General features: G+C 57.4%; 18 protein-coding genes and 2 tRNA genes. 11 read left to right on the forward strand and 9 right to left on the reverse strand.

What is annotated here, in order from left to right; all coding sequences use genetic code 11:
• Positions 1 to 4: 4 nt before the first annotated feature.
• Positions 5 to 75 (forward strand) — tRNA-Arg (locus ACZ3GY_RS05025).
• 43 nt (positions 76 to 118) lie between these two features.
• On the opposite strand, the gene ACZ3GY_RS05030 is transcribed toward ACZ3GY_RS05025, so the two are convergent.
• Positions 119 to 616 (reverse strand): DUF4124 domain-containing protein, encoded by a 498-nt coding sequence (locus ACZ3GY_RS05030; protein WP_463564190.1) that lies wholly within the window; start codon positions 614 to 616, stop codon positions 119 to 121.
• Between the two features lie 309 nt (positions 617 to 925).
• On the opposite strand from ACZ3GY_RS05030, the gene mgtE reads away from it, so the two are divergent.
• The gene (gene mgtE / locus ACZ3GY_RS05035) at positions 926 to 2,374 is read left to right on the forward strand and encodes a magnesium transporter (RefSeq protein WP_463564191.1); all 1,449 of its coding nucleotides are present in this window, start codon (positions 926 to 928) and stop codon (positions 2,372 to 2,374) included.
• 65 nt (positions 2,375 to 2,439) lie between these two features.
• Here the strand turns inward: mgtE and ACZ3GY_RS05040 are convergent, their stop codons facing one another.
• On the reverse strand, positions 2,440 to 2,769 hold the full coding sequence (locus tag ACZ3GY_RS05040; protein ID WP_027906133.1) for an Arc family DNA-binding protein: 330 nt from the start codon (positions 2,767 to 2,769) through the stop codon (positions 2,440 to 2,442).
• A gap of 500 nt (positions 2,770 to 3,269) precedes the next feature.
• On the opposite strand from ACZ3GY_RS05040, the gene phnN reads away from it, so the two are divergent.
• A complete protein-coding gene (gene phnN / locus ACZ3GY_RS05045; RefSeq protein WP_463564192.1) occupies positions 3,270 to 3,848 on the forward strand; it encodes a phosphonate metabolism protein/1,5-bisphosphokinase (PRPP-forming) PhnN in 579 nt (192 codons plus the stop codon).
• Positions 3,849 to 3,899: 51 nt separating this feature from the next.
• On the opposite strand, the gene ACZ3GY_RS05050 is transcribed toward phnN, so the two are convergent.
• The 3 genes from ACZ3GY_RS05050 to ACZ3GY_RS05060 form a co-directional block, all read right to left on the reverse strand.
• A complete protein-coding gene (locus tag ACZ3GY_RS05050; protein WP_463564193.1) occupies positions 3,900 to 4,085 on the reverse strand; it encodes a PA3371 family protein in 186 nt (61 codons plus the stop codon).
• A gap of 186 nt (positions 4,086 to 4,271) precedes the next feature.
• On the reverse strand, positions 4,272 to 4,508 hold the full coding sequence (locus ACZ3GY_RS05055; protein ID WP_463564194.1) for a hypothetical protein: 237 nt from the start codon (positions 4,506 to 4,508) through the stop codon (positions 4,272 to 4,274).
• A gap of 177 nt (positions 4,509 to 4,685) precedes the next feature.
• On the reverse strand, positions 4,686 to 5,153 hold the full coding sequence (locus ACZ3GY_RS05060) for an Lrp/AsnC family transcriptional regulator (RefSeq protein ID WP_463564195.1): 468 nt from the start codon (positions 5,151 to 5,153) through the stop codon (positions 4,686 to 4,688).
• Positions 5,154 to 5,355: 202 nt separating this feature from the next.
• On the opposite strand from ACZ3GY_RS05060, the gene ACZ3GY_RS05065 reads away from it, so the two are divergent.
• The 4 genes from ACZ3GY_RS05065 to ACZ3GY_RS05080 all read left to right on the forward strand — a co-directional run bounded on the left by ACZ3GY_RS05065 (position 5,356) and on the right by ACZ3GY_RS05080 (position 11,552).
• A complete protein-coding gene (locus tag ACZ3GY_RS05065) occupies positions 5,356 to 8,823 on the forward strand; it encodes an indolepyruvate ferredoxin oxidoreductase family protein (protein ID WP_465909154.1) in 3,468 nt (1,155 codons plus the stop codon).
• A gap of 88 nt (positions 8,824 to 8,911) precedes the next feature.
• Positions 8,912 to 8,986 (forward strand) — tRNA-Arg (locus ACZ3GY_RS05070).
• 382 nt (positions 8,987 to 9,368) lie between these two features.
• Entirely contained in the window at positions 9,369 to 10,028 is a 660-nt protein-coding gene (locus ACZ3GY_RS05075) for a YceH family protein (RefSeq protein ID WP_463564196.1), read from the forward strand.
• 192 nt (positions 10,029 to 10,220) lie between these two features.
• A complete protein-coding gene (locus ACZ3GY_RS05080) occupies positions 10,221 to 11,552 on the forward strand; it encodes an MFS transporter (RefSeq protein ID WP_463564197.1) in 1,332 nt (443 codons plus the stop codon).
• Positions 11,553 to 11,622: 70 nt separating this feature from the next.
• On the opposite strand, the gene ACZ3GY_RS05085 is transcribed toward ACZ3GY_RS05080, so the two are convergent.
• From ACZ3GY_RS05085 to flgA, 4 genes are all read right to left on the reverse strand, one after another.
• Entirely contained in the window at positions 11,623 to 12,312 is a 690-nt protein-coding gene (locus ACZ3GY_RS05085; RefSeq protein WP_463566033.1) for a flagellar brake protein, read from the reverse strand.
• Between the two features lie 140 nt (positions 12,313 to 12,452).
• Entirely contained in the window at positions 12,453 to 12,920 is a 468-nt protein-coding gene (locus ACZ3GY_RS05090) for a flagella synthesis protein FlgN (RefSeq protein WP_463564198.1), read from the reverse strand.
• Between the two features lie 105 nt (positions 12,921 to 13,025).
• Positions 13,026 to 13,361 (reverse strand): flagellar biosynthesis anti-sigma factor FlgM, encoded by a 336-nt coding sequence (gene flgM / locus ACZ3GY_RS05095; protein WP_225830890.1) that lies wholly within the window; start codon positions 13,359 to 13,361, stop codon positions 13,026 to 13,028.
• Between the two features lie 163 nt (positions 13,362 to 13,524).
• Positions 13,525 to 14,283 (reverse strand): flagellar basal body P-ring formation chaperone FlgA, encoded by a 759-nt coding sequence (gene flgA / locus ACZ3GY_RS05100; protein WP_465909155.1) that lies wholly within the window; start codon positions 14,281 to 14,283, stop codon positions 13,525 to 13,527.
• A gap of 79 nt (positions 14,284 to 14,362) precedes the next feature.
• On the opposite strand from flgA, the gene ACZ3GY_RS05105 reads away from it, so the two are divergent.
• The 4 genes from ACZ3GY_RS05105 (at position 14,363) to flgC (ending at position 17,390) form a co-directional block, all read left to right on the forward strand.
• Complete coding sequence (locus tag ACZ3GY_RS05105; RefSeq protein ID WP_225830894.1) at positions 14,363 to 15,301, forward strand: chemotaxis protein CheV; 939 nt, start codon at positions 14,363 to 14,365, stop codon at positions 15,299 to 15,301.
• A 107-nt stretch (positions 15,302 to 15,408) separates the two neighbouring features.
• A complete protein-coding gene (gene cheR / locus ACZ3GY_RS05110) occupies positions 15,409 to 16,236 on the forward strand; it encodes a protein-glutamate O-methyltransferase CheR (protein WP_465909157.1) in 828 nt (275 codons plus the stop codon).
• 288 nt (positions 16,237 to 16,524) lie between these two features.
• Complete coding sequence (flgB, locus tag ACZ3GY_RS05115; protein WP_225830897.1) at positions 16,525 to 16,935, forward strand: flagellar basal body rod protein FlgB; 411 nt, start codon at positions 16,525 to 16,527, stop codon at positions 16,933 to 16,935.
• Positions 16,936 to 16,946: 11 nt separating this feature from the next.
• Positions 16,947 to 17,390 (forward strand): flagellar basal body rod protein FlgC, encoded by a 444-nt coding sequence (flgC, locus tag ACZ3GY_RS05120; RefSeq protein WP_225830899.1) that lies wholly within the window; start codon positions 16,947 to 16,949, stop codon positions 17,388 to 17,390.
• The last annotated feature ends 6 nt before the right edge of the window (positions 17,391 to 17,396 follow it).

The raw sequence follows: 17,396 nt of genomic DNA on the forward strand, positions 1-17,396 counted from the left end.
ACTCATAGCTCAGCTGGATAGAGTACTCGGCTACGAACCGAGCGGTCGGAGGTTCGAATCCTCCTGGGTCCACCATACAAAAGAAGGGCCTGCAGCGATGCAGGCCCTTTTTCTTTGTCTAGCGTTTTCCGGCCACACAGTCGTTGTGGTCGAAGCTCACCGTGCGCCGCTCGCTGTTGTATTTACTGGCGTAGTGATAGGTCGTCTGACCGTTGCGGCGGCTGATGCGCTCAGGCTTGCCGAGAGCGCTTTCTACGTCGCCGCGGGTCATGCCGGTGCGCACCTGTTTTCTGATGATCGCTTCACGCCTGGCGTTGCCAGTGACGGTATTGCCGCAGCCGTCCTGCTGCTCGCCGACCACGGTCAGCGAGCTGCTGGCGGTGTTGGCTGCTGCGCTTTTAATGGCGGGTTGCGGTACCGCCAGCGGAACGGCTGCTCCGTTGCCGGGTCTTGGATTATGGGTGTCCTGAATCTGCTGTTGCTGGCTTTCCGTGCAGCCGTGCCGAGTGAAGGTGATGTGACCATTGTCGTCTTCGCAGCGAAAGACACTTGAGGCGAACAGTGGGGTGGGGCAGAGCAATATGGCGCAGATGATTGCGCGGCGCATTCCATGCATGTGGCGTCCTCCGTGACGTGTCTGAGCAAGCTTAGCTGATGCACTTCTGGCTGCCAGGTGTCTTCTTGTGTGATTACTATTCGAACTCCTGTGGGCGGGTTCAAGAAAACGCTGCAAGCGCTTGTCTTGCCATGCCTTTGTCACGTACATGGCTGATTAGCGTGTTATTATTCGTCTGTCAGCCCCGCCGGGGCTTGTGGATCCTCACCATGGACTTACCCAGTAGTAACTCAGAATTTCAAGTGTGCAATCACGTATTGACTGATTGATCCTCGCTGGCGCGCGCCGCCGCTGGGGGCGGAGTGTGCCATGTCAGAAGTAGAAACCAAGAAGCCGCAAGAAAGCCTGCAGGATCGACTCGCTCAGGTCGTTGAGCTATTGCAGCGGCATCGGCTGGTTGAAGACCTTACTCATCGCCAGGAAGGCCACCACCAGGATCGCGTCGAAGGTCTGGTGCATCGGCAGAACCTCGCCGAGCTGCAGCGCAAGCTCGATGATCTGCACTCCGCTGACGTCGCCTACATTCTCGAAGCCCTTCCGCTGCAAGATCGCCTGGCCATCTGGCAGTTGGTCAAGGCGGATCGTGATGGCGATATCCTTCTTGAAGTGTCCGACGCCGTGCGTGAGACGCTGCTCGCCGACATGGAGGATCACGAGATCCTCGCGGCGGCGAAAGAGATGGATGCGGACGAACTCGCGGATCTAGCCTCTGAGCTCCCGCGTGATGTCGTTCATGAGCTGATGGAGACTCTCGACGCTCAGCAGCGCGAGCGCGTGCGTTCTGCGCTCTCCTATGAGGATGAGCAGGTCGGTGCGCTGATGGACTTCGAGATGGTCACCATCCGTGAGGACGTCAGTCTAGAGGTAGTGCTGCGTTATCTGCGCCGGCTCAAGGAGCTGCCAGGGCATACCGACAAGTTATTCGTGGTCGATTACGACGGTGTGCTCAAGGGCGTGCTGTCGATCAAGCGTCTGCTGGTAAACGACCCTGAGAAGCAGGTTGCCGATGTCATGGCCAATGACCCGGTCAGCTTTCATCCTGATGAAGACGCATACGACGCTGCTCAGGCTTTCGAGCGTTATGACTTGATCTCCGCGCCGGTAGTCGACAAGAACGGCAAGCTCATCGGTCGCCTGACTATCGATGAAATGGTCGATCTGATTCGTGAGGAAAGCGAAAGCGAAGTGCTCAACATGGCGGGTCTGCGCGAAGAGGAAGATATCTTCGCTTCCGTCTGGAAATCGCTGCGTAACCGCTGGGCCTGGCTGGCTGTGAATTTGGTTACGGCTTTCATGGCGTCACGAGTTATCGGTCTGTTCGAGGGTTCCATCGAGAAGTTGGTGGCGTTGGCCGCCTTGATGCCTATCGTTGCTGGCATCGGTGGCAATTCGGGTAATCAGACCATCACCATGATCGTCCGCGCGATGGCGCTCGATCAGGTCAGTACCGGCAATGGCAATACGTCACGGCTGATTCGCAAGGAGCTGAGCGTTGCGCTGATCAACGGTCTGGTTTGGGGTGGAGTGATTGGTGTAGTGGCGTACGGCCTCTATGACAGCTGGTCATTGGGCTTGGTGATGACTGCGGCAATGACCCTCAATCTGCTTTTGGCGGCCCTGATGGGGGTGCTGATTCCTATGACGTTGATGCGCTTGGGGCGTGATCCGGCGATGGGCGCCAGCGTGATGATTACGGCGGTCACCGACAGTGGTGGGTTTTTCATTTTCCTGGGCATGGCTTCGCTATTCCTCCTCTAGGGAGGTGTAGCTTTTCGTAGGCAACAAAAAAACCGGCTCCAGGCCGGTTTTTTGTTTTCGTGCAGTTAGTCGTCGTTGCCGGCGGCCATCTCTGCATCGTGCGCGATCAGTGCAACCAGCGCATTCTGCTGGCGGCGCGACAGCTGCCGGAAGCGCTGTAGCAGCTCCCGCTCGTGCAGGGACAGCTCTGGGCTGTCCAGGCGCACGCCGAGCTCGTCGTCCAGAGCGCCTTCCTGAAGCATGCTCTGCTCCAGGCGCGCAATGATCTCGGAGTTCATGCTGCGGTGGTGTTGGCGGGCGACATCAGCAATGCGCTCACGCATGCCGTCGGGCAACCGAACGACGAACTTGTCAGCCGTACGGCTGGAGTAGATAGCCTGTTTCATAGGGCGCATACATCAACCAATTAGTTCAGGGAAACGAAGCTGTAGTGGCATATAGCTACGGGATTGTCAGCATTTTGACCATCTTTAGCGCTAGCCGTTCAACTCGGTCGGAATTTTGTCTGCCGATTATACTACTGGATATCAGATAATTGACGCCAATTACGTGTCGTATTCTGGCCTGAATAAAGGCTTTGTGCCAGTACCTGTTGCCGAAATTCGTCTCGAATGCGCGGGAAGTCGCATTTATCGGGCATTTATTACCCCGATCGCTGCGCTCTGCAGTCGCGTTTGCGCGGCAGACCCCGTCCGCTTCGGGAGTTGCAGGGTGCGCAATGCGATGTCTGATCACTTGGCTGACATGGGGTTGGCGCTACCGGGGCGCAGTGCAGGTATTATCCAGTGGGTGCCGAGTCTGGTAGGCCAATGATATCGCTCCGCTTGATTTGCGTCGTGAACTGCATCGCGATGGTGCTAGATCGTCTGGCTGGAAAGGCCAAAGAGGTTTTTAAATGGCGGGTAGGTTGATCTATCTCATGGGGCCTTCTGGGGCGGGTAAGGACAGCCTGCTTGAGGCTGCGCGTGAGCGTCTGGAGGCTCAGAGATGTCGGGTCGCTAGACGTGTAATCACCCGCTCTGCGGAGGCCGTTGGAGAGGATGCTATCGCCGTCTCTTGCGATGAGTTCGAGAAGCTGCAGCTGGCGGGCGCTTTCGCGATGAGCTGGCGGGCTAATAGCCTAGCCTACGGCATCCTCAAGGAGATCGATGCGTGGTTGGCGGCGGGATATCAGGTGCTGGTCAACGGTTCTCGGGGATACCTGGGCGAGGCCCGCCAGCTTTACCCTGGGCTGTTGCCCGTGCTTCTAGAGGTCGAGCCAAATGTGTTGCGCTCAAGGTTGCTGCATCGTGGTCGCGAAGCGCTTGATGAGATCGAAGCCAGATTGGCGCGCAATGAGAAGTTTGTTGCAGGCGGGGAGGGTATGGCCGATCAAAGCCTGATTCGCCTCGACAACTCGGGGCGTCTTGAGGGCACCGTTACCCGGTTGCTACATCTGCTACAGACCGAGGCGCCTGCAGGCTATGCTAGTTAAGGCGCTCCTCATTACTTCTGCTGTTAGCTATCGCCAAGCTGATGTGCGGAGCTAACGTAAGATCGGATCGAACTTGACTCGCTTGCCGATCAGCAATGCAACTGCCAGTGATACCGCGCTGATGGCCAGTACGACCTTTGCAGTAGCTGTCAGCCACTCGGTCTGTTCTGGTGCCATCCAGAGCAGGCATCCGGATATCACTGCCGTCAGCAGAAACAACAAGGCTGTTTTGGACATCATGTTCTCCATACGCTGCGCGTTTGACATCTAGAAAAAAGGTTCATGGGGGCCATTCTGCTCATACTTAAATGTTTCCGGCGGAGCCTGCTCTGAAAGCCCATCTATCAGCCAAATGGCGACACAGGTGATGGTAGCGAGCAGTAGTACGAATCCGGGGAAAAATACACTCCACATGTCAGTTACTCAGAACGTGAAACGTTGCTGTGAGCGGGGTTGCCACTCATCGTTTGAGAGTGGCTTGGCAGCGTATTGGCCAGGTTCGACCTTTGTAGCGTGCTGAAACTGCACAGGTGTGGCGCGCATCTGCTGCACCAGGTGCATGGCTGTGGCCTGCTGTTGGTTATTTTGAAAATTGGCGAATGCGGCGCCTGCTAGCAGGGTCAGAGCGATGGCGGTGGCCAGGGCGATGAAGCTGTTCATGGTGGGGTTCTCGCATTCGGATTCTATGCGAGTAAAAGAGCAGTTCCCGTGCCAATCTTTTTAAATAAAAAAATACTTATAAATCAATAAGTTGTAAGTAAATTTACAGCCTGATGCCGTGCATGTTGCAAGGTGGCCAAACTGGCGCATTGCAAAATGCATGAATGCCCTTCGGCGTCAGTCCAGAGGCAGCTCCGTGGTGCGCTTCACTTCGCTCATCGCGATGCCCGAATGCGCTTCCTGAACATGGGGGCGCTGCAGGAGCTGGTCGCGCAGAAAGCGCTCGTAACTGGCGATATCCCGCGCCACCACCTTGAGCAGATAGTCAGAGCTGCCGGCCATGGTGTAGCACTCCAGAACCTCCGGGTAGCCGGTGATCGCTTGCTCGAATTCGTCGAGATTGCTGCGTCCGTGGGCTGATAATTTGATGCTGACGAAAACGGTGATGTTGAAGCCGAGTCGTTTATGGCTGAGCAGTGCGACTTTTCGTTCGATGAAGCCTTCTTCCTGCAGGCGGTTGATGCGTCGCCAGCAAGGTGACTGGGACAGCTCCACTTTCTTGGCTATCTCGGCGGCGCTCAGGTCGGCATTGCGTTGCATCAGGCGCAGGATGCGGCGGTCGATGGCGCTCAATGGCTCGTGCATGTTCGTTTCCGGTTAGTCGTTTTTATTGGAACGTTCATGCTCAGTATTGGCATTGGCGGCGCAAATGAGAAAGAAAAAATCGCTGAGCTCCGGTCTATGCTTAAGGCAGCCATCCATACAGTGATCCTGATGGATGTGGACAGGTGGCACCTACCGTTGCCACTTGAAAAGGTCGCTATAAAAACAACAGGAGCGCCGCCCTATGTCTTTGGCCGAAATCCGCCTGGACGACAAGTACCGTCTCGCCACGGGTCATCTGTACCTGACCGGCACCCAGGCGCTCACTCGCCTGCCCATGTTGCAGAAGCAGCGTGATTCCGCTGCAGGCCTGAATACAGCCTGCTTCATTTCCGGTTATCGCGGATCGCCGCTGGGTGGGCTGGACAAGAGTCTCTGGGAGGCTCGCGAGTTTCTGCAGCAGAACGCCATCCACTTTCAGCCCGGCGTCAACGAAGAGCTCGGTGCTACTGCGGTCTGGGGTAGCCAGCAGACCAACCTGTTTCCTGGCGCCCGCTATGATGGGGTATTCGCCATGTGGTATGGCAAAGGTCCGGGTGTCGACCGCAGTGGCGATGTGTTCAAGCACGGCAACTCGGCGGGCGTTTCGCCCCATGGCGGTGTGTTGCTACTTGCCGGTGACGACCATGGCTGCAAGTCGTCGACCATCGCACATCAGAGCGAGCATGCCTTCATTGCCGCTTCGATCCCGGTGCTCAACCCCGCCAATGTTCAGGAAATCCTCGATTACGGCATCATCGGCTGGGAGCTTTCGCGCTACAGCGGCTGCTGGGTGGCCCTGAAAACCATTGCTGAAAACGTCGACTCTTCGGCCGTGGTGGATGTCGATCCGCAGCGCGTGCAGATCAGCCTGCCCAACGATTTCGAACTGCCCGAAGATGGCGTACACATCCGCTGGCCAGACCCGCCCCTGGCCCAGGAAAAACGCCTCAACGTCTACAAGATCTATGCGGCGCGGGCGTTTGCGCGTGCCAACGGCCTGAACAAGATCATGCTCGACTCGCCCAATCCACGGTTGGGCATTATCACCACGGGCAAGTCCTATCTCGATGTACGACAGGCTCTGGAGGATCTCGGACTCGATGACGCGCTCTGTGCGCAGATCGGCTTGCGCGTGCTAAAGGTCGGCATGAGTTGGCCGCTGGAGCCAGTTTCCGTGCATGATTTTGCCGAAGGGCTGGATGAAATTCTGGTCGTCGAGGAAAAGCGCAGCATCATCGAGGATCAATTGACCGGCCAGCTCTATAACTGGCCTGTCGGCAAGCGGCCGAGGGTGGTGGGTGAGTTTGACGAGCAGGGCCAGTCGCTGTTGCCCAACCTGGGTGAGCTGACGCCGGCGATGATCGCCCGGGTCATCGCTCGGCGACTGTCTCCCATCTACACCAGTGATGTGATCGAGGCGCGCCTCGGCTTTCTCGATGCCAAGGAAAAGGCCCTGGCAGCGCGCAGCTACAGCACCGTGCGTACCCCGCATTTCTGCTCGGGTTGCCCGCACAACAGCTCCACCAAGGTGCCTGATGGCAGTCGCGCCATGGGTGGCATCGGTTGCCACTACATGACCCAGTGGATGGATCGCAGTACCGAGACCTTCACCCAGATGGGCGGCGAAGGGGTGACCTGGATCGGCCAGGCGCCATTCACCGATACCCCGCACGTGTTCCAAAATCTGGGTGACGGCACCTACTTCCATTCTGGGCATCTGGCCGTGCGTGCTGCTGTCGCGGCAGGCGTCAACATCACCTACAAGATTCTCTACAACGATGCGGTTGCCATGACGGGTGGTCAGCCGGTGGATGGCGAGCTGCGCGTCGATCAACTGAGCCAACAGGTATTCGCCGAGGGTGTGAAGCGCATCGCAGTGGTCAGCGATGAGCCTGAGAAGTACCCGAGCCGCTCGACCTTCGCCTCGATCACTACCTTTCATCACCGTCGTGAACTGGATGCCGTGCAGCGTGAAATGCGTGAGTGCAAGGGCGTTTCGGTGATCATCTACGACCAGACCTGCGCGACCGAAAAGCGCCGTCGGCGCAAGCGCGGCAAACTGGTCGATCCTGCGCGGCGCGCCTTTATCAACTCTGCGGTGTGTGAGGGCTGTGGCGACTGCAGCGTGAAATCCAACTGCCTGTCGGTGCTGCCGCTGGAGACTGAGCTGGGGCGTAAGCGGGAGATCGACCAGAACGCCTGCAACAAGGATTTCAGTTGCCTGGACGGCTTCTGCCCCAGTTTCGTGACGGTGCACGGCGGGCAACTGCGCCAACCGCAGGCGGTCGGGGCGGGCGCATTGTTCGTGGCGCTGCCGGAGCCGCGCCTGCCGTTGTTGCAACGGCCCTGGAGCATTCTGCTGCCCGGTGTCGGCGGCAGCGGGGTGACCACCGTGGGAGCATTGCTGGGCATGGCGGCGCACCTGGAAGGTAAGGGCTGCACGGTGCTCGACCAGGCAGGCCTGGCGCAGAAGTTCGGCCCGGTGAATACCCATGTGCGCATCGCCGCCCATCAGGACGATATCTATGCGGTGCGTATCGCCGCCGGCGAGGCAGACCTGCTGATCGGCTGCGACCTGGTGGTGGCGGCCGGCGAGGATGCTCTCGCCAAGCTCAACGAGCAGGTGTCCCACGCGGTCATCAACAGCCATGAGGCGGCCACTGCTGAGTTCACCCGCAACCCCGATGCTCAGGTGCCGGGGCAGGCCATGCGCCAGACGCTGAGCGATGCCGTGGGAGCGGACAAGACCTGGTTCGTCGATGCCACTCATCTGGCAACTCGGCTACTAGGCGATAGCATCGCCACCAACCTGTTCATGCTGGGTTATGCCTACCAGAAAGGGCTGGTGCCGGTCAGCTCTCAAGCCATCGACAAGGCCATCGAGCTGAACAATGTGGCGGTCGCATTCAACCAGCAGGCATTTCTCTGGGGGCGGCGCGCCGCCCATGATGCGGCAGCGGTCGAGCGCTTGGTGCGGCCTGCGATCGCAGAGGTACCACGCTGCGAGACGCTGGAGGCAATCCTTGAGGATCGGGTCACACGCCTCACCGCCTATCAGAATGCCACCTATGCCGAGCGTTATCGGCAGTTGGTGATGCGTGTCAGCGAACGTGACAACGACCCTCAGCGTCGCCTGAGCCAGGCCGTGGCGCGTTACTACTTCAAACTTCTGGCCTACAAGGACGAATACGAGGTGGCGCGTCTGTATAGCGACAGCGCTTTCAACGAGGCATTGCGGGCGCAGTTCGAGGGTGATTTCCGGCTGCAGTTTCATCTGGCGCCTTCCTGGCTCAGTCACACCGACAAGGTAACCGGCGAGCCTCGCAAGCGCAGCTTCGGGCCCTGGATGCTAAAGGCATTCAAGGTGCTGTCGTCGCTGCGGTTCTTGCGTGGCACCTGGGTGGATCCGTTCGCTCATAGCGAAGAACGGCGAATGGAGCGTTCCCTTATTGGTGATTATGAGCGCAGTGTAGGAAGGCTGCTTGAAGGCCTCACCGCCTCCAACTACCAGACTGCGTTGGCCATCGCCGAACTTCCAGAGCAGATCCGGGGCTATGGGCATGTAAAGGAAAAGGCCGTGCTAAGCGTGCGTGAGCAGGAGCGGCAATTGCAGATAAGGATGAAGGCAGAGGAGATTGCGGTGGTCAGGGTGTTCGAACCGGCAGCTTGATCAAAAGCCCGTTGGCAACGGCATGACAAATCCCGTCGTGATGGTTAACATGCCGGCCGGCTGCTGTAATGAGCGCCGGATCCAAAGGGTCTCCTTAGTTCAACGGATAGAATAAGCCCCTCCTAAGGGCTAGATGCTGGTTCGATTCCAGCAGGGGACGCCATGATCCAGCGCTGAGGATGGAGATGTTTCCATCGCGGCTCAGCCACACAAGTTTGCGTTAGCCTGATAAAAATCAAAAAAAGACCCGGCAAAAAGCCGGGTCAATAACCGTGATTAGCCTGATGAGGAGATAAACTGGAGCTTCCGTGTGGATGCATTCAGCTTATCAAGCCAGCTTCGCAGCTGACGATGTAGATAATAATCATTCTCGATTTTTAGTCAATGAAAATCCTTCTCATTTCTTCTAATGGGTTTCCTCGCGCCTGACAGATAGTGCGCGGGCAAATCATGGATGTGCGCCTTTCAGTATTATGCGCTGAGCATGTCATCTTGCCTGTCGGCAGGCTACGCTAGTGGGCATTTCCCTCAGCCAGGTAAGCAATATGTCCGATCAGCCAAACGATGTGCCCGGCGTAGAGCCGTTGACTGCCGTCGAAGCGCGCATTTTGGGGAGCCTGATCGAGAAGCAGGCGACGACCCCGGAAGCTTATCCGCTGACATTGAATTCTCTGGTGCTGGCTTGCAATCAGAAGACCAGCCGCGAGCCGTTGATGAATCTTACCCAGGGTGCTATCGGGCAGGGCTTGCGAAGCCTGGAAGAGCGCGGCTTGGCACGGCTGGTTATGGGGAGTCGCGCTGATCGCTGGGAACAACGTGCCGACAAAGCACTGGAGTTGGTTGCGCCGCAAGTGACGCTGATTGGTTTGCTGTTGCTGCGCGGGCCGCAGACGATCAGTGAGCTGCTTACGCGAAGCAATCGCCTACATAACTTCGACGATGCTGACCAGGTGCAGCACCACTTGGAACGTTTGATTGGGCGTGAGCTGGTGAGCCTGGTCGGTCGTCAGCCTGGGCAGCGCGAAGATCGCTATGCCCATCTGTTGGGTGATCCGGCGGAGTTGCAGGTGCAGCTACAAGAGCGTTCAAGGCAGGGAGAGCGCTCGTCTGATGGATCTTCTTCGGATCGCCTGGAGGCACTTGAGGCGCGGATCAATGAGCTTGAGGCGCGCCTGGCAATGCTGGAAGGCAATACATCTGCTTGAGCCTTCAAATGGGCCTTCTCGCATAGGCTACATATTGCTGCGGAATAATGAACTGTTGTGCACTGCGCATTATCAATAGGGCACTGCCATCACAGGCCGAGCCGTGAAGGCTGTTTGCCCATTGGGTGTTTGTTTGATTTAGATTGAGCTGCCCCTTGGTGGCTTCAAGTTACAAGGAGTCGTCGCAGTCCAATGCGCATGATCTGGAAGTCCTTCAGTTCTCTGTACATCGCCACCGTTTTAATGCTGCTGGGCTCCGGCCTGTTGAGTACCTACCTGGCACTGCGTCTGGCCGAATCCGGCGAGGGCGTTTGGGCGGGCGCGTTGATGGCTGCCAATTACTTCGGGTTGGTGCTGGGCGGCAAGATTGGTCACCGGCTGATTGCTCGTGTCGGCCACATTCGCGCCTATGTGGCCTGTGCTGGCGTAGTCACTGCGGCGGTGCTGGGGCACGGTTTACTCGACTGGCTGCCAGCCTGGCTAGTGCTGCGTGTACTGGTAGGCTTGGGGATGATGTGCCAGTACATGGTCATCGAAAGCTGGCTCAATGAGCAGGCCGATACCAAGCAGCGTGGGTTGGTGTTCGCAGGCTACATGGCGGCCTCTTACCTTGGGCTGGTGCTTGGCCAGCTGGTTCTGGTCGTACACCCGACATTGGGCCTCGAGCTATTGATGCTGGTCGCCTTGGCCTTTGCGCTGTGCCTGGTTCCCGTGGCCCTTACCCGACGTATGCACCCCTCACCCTTGCACCCAGCGCCACTGGAAATGCGCTTCTTCTTTCAGCGTGTTCCCTTATCGCTGACGGCCATTGGCGTAGCTGGCCTGATGATTGGCTCTTTTTATGGTTTGGCACCGCTCTATGCGGCTGACATGGGGCTGGCGACGGAGCAGGTCGGCATATTTATGGGGGCCTGCATTCTTGCCGGCCTGATTGTTCAGGCTCCTCTGGGGTGGCTGTCGGATCGTTTCGACAGGGTCAAGTTGATGCGTGGCATGTCAGGCGTGATGGTGGTTGTGGCGGCGCCGCTGGCTATCCTTCATGAAGCGCCGTTGTTGCTGCTGATTTCAGTTGGTTTTGTTGTCAGCATGCTGCAGTTCAGTCTTTACCCCCTGGCTGTGGCGTTCGCCAATGACCATGTCGAGGCGGATCGGCGTGTGTCGTTGACCGCGATGCTGCTTGTGACATTTGGTGTCGGTGCTTGTATCGGGCCGCTGCTGGTCGGTGTGTTGATGCGTTTTTTCGGCGCCAACATGTTGTACGCCTTCTTCTGCGTCTGCGGTCTGTTCCTGGTCTGGAGAGTGCGCTCGAACATCGTCACGCATCTCCATCAGGTCGATGATGCGCCGCTGCAGCACGTGGCGATGCCTGTGAACATGACCGCTTCACCACTGGTGGCTGCGCTGGATCCACGTGTCGATGAGCAGGTTGTTCAGGATCAGATGCTTGAGCCCGTTGTGACCGATCCTGATGTGCAGACTGACGCCGATTCTGCAGATAAGCCTACGGCACCGTCGCAAGCCTGATCAGTCCGGGAATTGTTGATGTTTCAGCGCAACCCGAGCAGCTGAAACGTCATCAGGCCCTAGAGGCGATTCATAGAAAGGTGTCGCTCTCGAAGCGGCGCGCTTCGCGTTGTAACTGATAGACGAAGCGCTCCACCAGTCGCTGTTGCAGTCCGCTTAAGTTGGCGAAATGCAGGCCGACGAAGGTGAGATCAAGCTTCTCGTCATAACGAGCATGACGCAGCTCTACGGAGGCTTCCAGTCTGCCTATCGGAAGCAGTGCGCAGAAGCTCTCATAGACTTGGCCCGGCTGCAGCTTTTCGCTGGCGTTGCCGGGGAGGCGAACCTTGCAGCCTGAGGCGGAAATATCGAGCATCAGGCCTTCCAGTGGACTGCGCAGCTTGGCTCCGTCGAGTTCCACCTTGACCTGGTCTGACTGCTTGAGCGCTGCTCTGAACGCGTTGCGACGCTGATGATAAAGCACCATTTGGGGAATTTCGCCGCTGTAGCAGCGCTCTCCCTGATGCTCACTTACCTGCATGCCGGCTGGGCAATCCCAGGCGATCAGTACCCCGTCATGCAGAGATTCAACGCGGAAAGCTTCGCCGTTCTGCAGGTAGCGCTCGCCATCACTGGGGATCATCTCATCGAGAATCAGCAGATTCTGATCGCGGTCTACCTCTATCACAAAGCTTTGGAAGCGCTGATTGCGCTCCTTGAACATGATGATCAGGGGGTCATGGTGGTGTTGCAGAAGGCGTAGGTTGGCAACAATTTCCATCGGTGCTTTGAGCACTTTCGGAGGTTGCGGGCCATCGTCCTGGGCGAAGGGGTTGGACACGAACCAGTGATCTCCGGGGCATAGTACTGCTGCGTCAATGATAATGCCGTTTCGGCATCATTGCGCATCTTGTTGTTATGTCAGGCCTGGCTGAGTGGGCGCTTGCTGCCGATTTTAGCGGTGCCACCGCTGCTGTCATAGAGCGAAGGCGTTTCGTTGCCGCGCAAAATACCGAGCATGTTTTCTGTTGATTTCTGGCTTGATCGGATGATCCGGCCATTGCGCAGGTTGGCGCTCTGGCAGCTCTCCAGCAGGCTACTCAGTTTATCGCTAGCGGTCACTAGGGCATCACCCTGATCCGAACGCTCGGCGAGCGCCAGCAAGCCGGCGCGATCAGCGCTCAGGTTGAAGCCGAGGAGTATCTGGGTGCGATGCTTGCCATGCTGGTCAAGGCTGGCCAGCAAGGGCTGCTTGTCTGCCAGTATCTGCTGCAGGCGCGGCAAATCATGCTCGCTCAGGGCCTGGAATTCGGCTTCGATCAGCTCAAGCAATTGCTCGGCGTGGCCGATATCTTCATTGAATAGGTCGAGCAGGGGCGTAGCGTTCATAAGCGGGCTCTCTGGGGAAGAAACTGTTCAAGATCTGTCGGCCAACAAGCCAGCAAAACGGCGAACGGTCTCTAGGCGTCCAACACCCCAGTACAAGCCCGAAGACTAGCGCTGGGACTCGAAATTGAGCAGTTTGCTCGCGACGCGCTGGCTATCGACCTGGTAAGTGCCGTCAGTAATGGCTTGCTTGAGCTTGGCTACCCGGTCGGTATCGACGGCAGGCTGGTCGCGCAGCTTGTCGACGGTTTTCTGTAATTGCTGTGCTTCACTGCTCAGCTGAACGGATTCACCGCTCTTTGCGCTGACAGCCGCTTTCTGGGCGGCGGCTTCGTTACCACCGGCCTTGTTATCGATGGCTTCGTTCTTGCCGCCCTGGGCGCTACCGGCACGTGTTGTGCTGGCTGGCGTGGTGCTGTTGAGTCGGTTGAAATCGATGACCATGATGCAAAACCTCTGACAGAGTTTGGACGCTTGCCTAGTTTGTCGGCTATGCCCAGAAAAACTTTAGGCAAAAAATTGCGTCGCTTGCACAGTCTAAAACACCCTCATTCTCCAGTCAGCCAGTCCGTTCGACAATGCCTGTAGAAATAAATGCAAGTCATGCCTACATGGAGACTTCAACCTGCCCCGGGCCTAGCACTCTGGCGCGAACCACCCGTTGCGAGCGCTGGTTGCGCACACTGATCTGCTTACCCACGGCACCGTCGGAAAGCGCCTCGCCGGGCATGCGCACATTGATACCACCGCTGCGTGCGCTGATCACTACCTGATCGCCGCGGCGGATTACCTCTGCCTGACGGATGTGTGTGGGGGCCAAGACTTGATCTGGCAGCATGGCGCGGGTGGCTTTTCTGCCGATCGCTTGTTCTACATCAGTCAGATAGCCCTGGTTGAGCAAGCCTACATCTCGCTCCGCCAGCATTACATCGGCTTCGCTGAGCACGCCTTCGCGTTTGACGGGCTGCACCAGGGTAACCACCTCACGATACAGGCGCACCTGACCGGGAACGAATACCGTCCAAGGTGCTGCGCCATCGCAACGTACGCGCATGGTGACTCTGCCTACTGGTTCGGCTGGCGTTTCCAGGGTTGTCGTCAGCGATTGATCACATAACGGTAGCCGCAGGCGTGGATCCAAGCGGTTGATCTGAATCTCGTGGCGCGCCTGGATATTGCTGCGCTGCAAATAGTCCTCTACGGCCTGCTCAAGAAAGCGCTGAGTCTCGCCGATAAGCTGATCGGGCAGGGTGACTGAGGCAGTTGTCAGCGTGCTATAGCCGAGTGCCAGTAAAGCAGGTAAAACTGCCAAGCAACGAAGGCTCTTGGTTATCGAGCGTCGAATAATTGTCGTTTGTGCATTCATGCCTGGTTGGAAGCAAGGTGCGTGCCGCCTGCTACGCTAACTAAATCTGATGTGTTACTGGAATCATGGGAGCCCGTACATGGCCGGTGTGATGGATTCGGTCAACCAGCGTACTCAGCTGGTTGGGCAAAATCGCCTAGAACTGCTGCTGTTTCGTCTCGATGGCCCACAGCTGTACGGGATCAACGTCTTCAAGGTGAAGGAGGTGTTGCAATGCCCGAAACTCACCATCATGCCCAAGTCGAGCCCGGTGGTTCGCGGTGTGGCGAGCATCCGCGGCGGCACTATTCCGATTCTGGATCTGTCCATGGCGACAGGCAAACGGCCGTTGGGTGGTGATCTGCAGAGCAGCTTCGTCATCATCACTGAGTACAACACCAAGGTGCAGGGTTTCCTGGTGCGCTCTGTGGAGCGCATCGTCAATATGAACTGGGAAGAAATTCACCCGCCGCCCAAGGGGGCAGGGCGCGACCACTATCTGACGGCAGTAACGCGTCTGGATGACAAGCTGGTCGAAATCATCGACGTGGAGAAAATTCTCGCCGAAGTAGCACCGACCTCCGAGGTTATCTCCGTTGGCGTGGTGGACGTTGAGACCCAGACCAAGGCGGTCAGTCAGCATGTGCTGATCGTCGATGACTCTTCGGTCGCGCGTAAACAGGTGATGCGTTGTCTGCAGACGGTCGGCGTCGAGGTGACTGCATTGAATGACGGGCGTCAGGCACTGGATTTCCTACGCGCGATGGTGGATGAGGGCAAGTCGCCGGAGCAGGAACTATTGATGATCATCTCCGACATTGAAATGCCTGAGATGGATGGTTATACGCTCACCGCGGCGATTCGCACTGATCCGCGCATGCAGAAGCTGCACATTCTCCTGCATACTTCGCTGTCCGGAGTATTCAACCAGGCGATGGTGAAGAAAGTGGGTGCAAACGATTTTCTGGCGAAATTTCGTCCGGACGATTTGGCTTCTCGTGTGGTCGAACGCATCAAGTCGAGCGATCACTCGGCATAAGGTATGAGTTGCCTGGTGTTTTTGGCCGGGTGCTGGCGGTAAAGTCGGTAGGCGTGCATTGGCGCGCTTGCCGTATTCGACTTTCATAGATGGGCGAGGCTTCGCGAGTGTCTTCAGGTAATTTGGATTTCGAACAGTTCCGGATCTTTCTGGAAAAAGCCTGTGGCATCGTACTGGGTAGCAATAAGCAGTACCTGGTTTCCAGTCGGCTGAACAAGCTGATGGAGACCAACGGCATCAAGACGTTGGGTGAGTTGGTGCAGCGCATGCAGACTCAGCCACGCAGTGGGTTGCGCGAGCAGGTAGTCGACGCCATGACCACCAATGAAACCCTGTGGTTTCGTGATGCCTACCCGTTCGAAGTGCTCAAAAATCGTGTGCTGCCCGAGCTCATCAAGGCCTATCCGGGGCAGCGGCTGCGTATCTGGTCGGCGGCCTGTTCGTCGGGGCAGGAGCCGTATTCGCTGTCGATGAGCATCGATGAGTTCGAGCGCAGCAATATCGGCCAGCTCAAGACTGGTGTGCAGATCGTGGCTACCGATCTGTCACCGACCATGCTCAATAACTGTAAATCGGGCGAGTACGATAGCTTGGCCATGGGCCGGGGGCTCGCTCAGGAGCGTCTGCAGCGTTATTTCGATCCCAAAGGGCCTGGGCGCTGGGTGGTCAAGCCAGCCATCAAGAGCCGCGTCGAGTTCCGCCCGCTGAACTTGCTGGACAGCTACGCGAGCCTCGGCAAGTTCGACATCGTGTTTTGCCGCAACGTACTCATCTACTTCTCCGCCGAGGTGAAGAAGGACATCCTCACGCGCATTCACGCCATGCTCAAGCCAGGCGGCTATCTGTTCCTCGGCGCTTCTGAAGCCCTCAACGGCTTGCCTGAGAAATACCAGATGGTGCAGTGCAGCCCTGGGATCATTTACAAAGCTAAGTGATCCGACTCGCGAATAGAAAACGGGAGGCCTTGGCCTCCCGTTTTCTATTCTGCCTTACCCATTACGCCTGACAGTGTTCTGTCACTTGCGCGTCAGAAAAGCGGCAAATCTCCGTCGGATTGCCGCTGCCACCTTGCCAATCGGCGGAAAAGCTTTGCCGCTTGGATCTCTTGTTCCTTTTGTTTTTAGCATATCAGGCTGATTTATAAGATAAAAAATAAATTGGCACGTGCTTTGCTGTGAGGTTTGTACGCAAACAGGCTCGCCGCCACGGCAAAGGTTCCTGAGATGAGCATCAGCTTCGATAGCGCACTTGGCATTCATGAGAAGGCATTGGGCTTCCGCGCCCAGCGTGCCGAGGTGTTGGCCAACAACATGGCTAACGCCGATACCCCCAACTACAAGGCCAGGGATCTGGACTTCGCCTCCGTGCTGGCCCAGCAGGCAGCCAAGAGTGGCGGCAGTGGTAATTCGGGGCTGAAAACCACGAATAGCCGCCATATCGCAGCAGAAGGCGTGCCAATGGGCGATGCGGCGCTGGCCTATCGAACACCGACTGCGCCTTCGATCGATCAGAACACCGTCGATGCTCAGCTCGAACAAGCCAATTATGCCGAGAACTCGGTTGCCTTCCAGGCCAGCTTCACGCTGCTAAACAGTAAATTCAAAGGGCTCGTCAGCGCCCTGCGTGGTGAATAAAGGAGCCTGATATGTCACTTACCAGCGTTTTCAATATCGCCGGAACCGGCATGAGTGCCCAGAGCACTCGCCTGAATACCATTTCCAGCAACATCGCCAACGCCGAATCGGTCTCATCGAGCATCGATCAGACCTATCGGGCACGTCACCCGGTGTTCGCTACCGTATTTCAGCAGGCGCAGGGCGGTGAAAACGGCTCGCTGTTCGCTGATCAGGATCAGTCGGGTGCCGGTGTTCAGGTGCTCGGTATCGTCGAGGATCAGAGCAGTCTGATGCCGCGCTACGAGCCTAATCACCCGGCCGCCGATGAAGCCGGCTATGTGTATTACCCCAACGTCAACGTGGTCGAGGAGATGGCGGACATGATTTCTGCCAGTCGCGCCTTCCAGACCAACGTGGAAATGATGAATACCGCCAAACAGATGATGCAGCGCGTTCTGACCTTGGGTCAGTGAGCCGGG

The sequence above is a fragment of the Pseudomonas sp. PME37.24/006 genome, from assembly GCF_055556635.1.

Excerpts from the sequence above, each read along its gene's own strand:
- ACZ3GY_RS05060 (WP_463564195.1), bottom strand. The coding sequence starts at position 5,153 with ATGCACGAGCCATTGAGCGCCATCGACCGCCGCATCCTGCGCCTGATG.
- ACZ3GY_RS05055 (WP_463564194.1), bottom strand. The coding sequence starts at position 4,508 with ATGAACAGCTTCATCGCCCTGGCCACCGCCATCGCTCTGACCCTGCTA.
- phnN (WP_463564192.1), top strand. The coding sequence starts at position 3,270 with ATGGCGGGTAGGTTGATCTATCTCATGGGGCCTTCTGGGGCGGGTAAG.
- flgB (WP_225830897.1), top strand. The coding sequence starts at position 16,525 with ATGAGCATCAGCTTCGATAGCGCACTTGGCATTCATGAGAAGGCATTG.
- flgM (WP_225830890.1), bottom strand. The coding sequence starts at position 13,361 with ATGGTCATCGATTTCAACCGACTCAACAGCACCACGCCAGCCAGCACA.
- ACZ3GY_RS05040 (WP_027906133.1), bottom strand. The coding sequence starts at position 2,769 with ATGCGCCCTATGAAACAGGCTATCTACTCCAGCCGTACGGCTGACAAG.
- ACZ3GY_RS05075 (WP_463564196.1), top strand. The coding sequence starts at position 9,369 with ATGTCCGATCAGCCAAACGATGTGCCCGGCGTAGAGCCGTTGACTGCC.
- ACZ3GY_RS05085 (WP_463566033.1), bottom strand. The coding sequence starts at position 12,312 with ATGGAAATTGTTGCCAACCTACGCCTTCTGCAACACCACCATGACCCC.
- flgC (WP_225830899.1), top strand. The coding sequence starts at position 16,947 with ATGTCACTTACCAGCGTTTTCAATATCGCCGGAACCGGCATGAGTGCC.
- flgA (WP_465909155.1), bottom strand. The coding sequence starts at position 14,283 with ATGAATGCACAAACGACAATTATTCGACGCTCGATAACCAAGAGCCTT.
- ACZ3GY_RS05090 (WP_463564198.1), bottom strand. The coding sequence starts at position 12,920 with ATGAACGCTACGCCCCTGCTCGACCTATTCAATGAAGATATCGGCCAC.
- ACZ3GY_RS05030 (WP_463564190.1), bottom strand. The coding sequence starts at position 616 with ATGCATGGAATGCGCCGCGCAATCATCTGCGCCATATTGCTCTGCCCC.
- ACZ3GY_RS05080 (WP_463564197.1), top strand. The coding sequence starts at position 10,221 with ATGCGCATGATCTGGAAGTCCTTCAGTTCTCTGTACATCGCCACCGTT.
- ACZ3GY_RS05065 (WP_465909154.1), top strand. The coding sequence starts at position 5,356 with ATGTCTTTGGCCGAAATCCGCCTGGACGACAAGTACCGTCTCGCCACG.
- mgtE (WP_463564191.1), top strand. The coding sequence starts at position 926 with ATGTCAGAAGTAGAAACCAAGAAGCCGCAAGAAAGCCTGCAGGATCGA.
- ACZ3GY_RS05050 (WP_463564193.1), bottom strand. The coding sequence starts at position 4,085 with ATGTCCAAAACAGCCTTGTTGTTTCTGCTGACGGCAGTGATATCCGGA.
- ACZ3GY_RS05105 (WP_225830894.1), top strand. The coding sequence starts at position 14,363 with ATGGCCGGTGTGATGGATTCGGTCAACCAGCGTACTCAGCTGGTTGGG.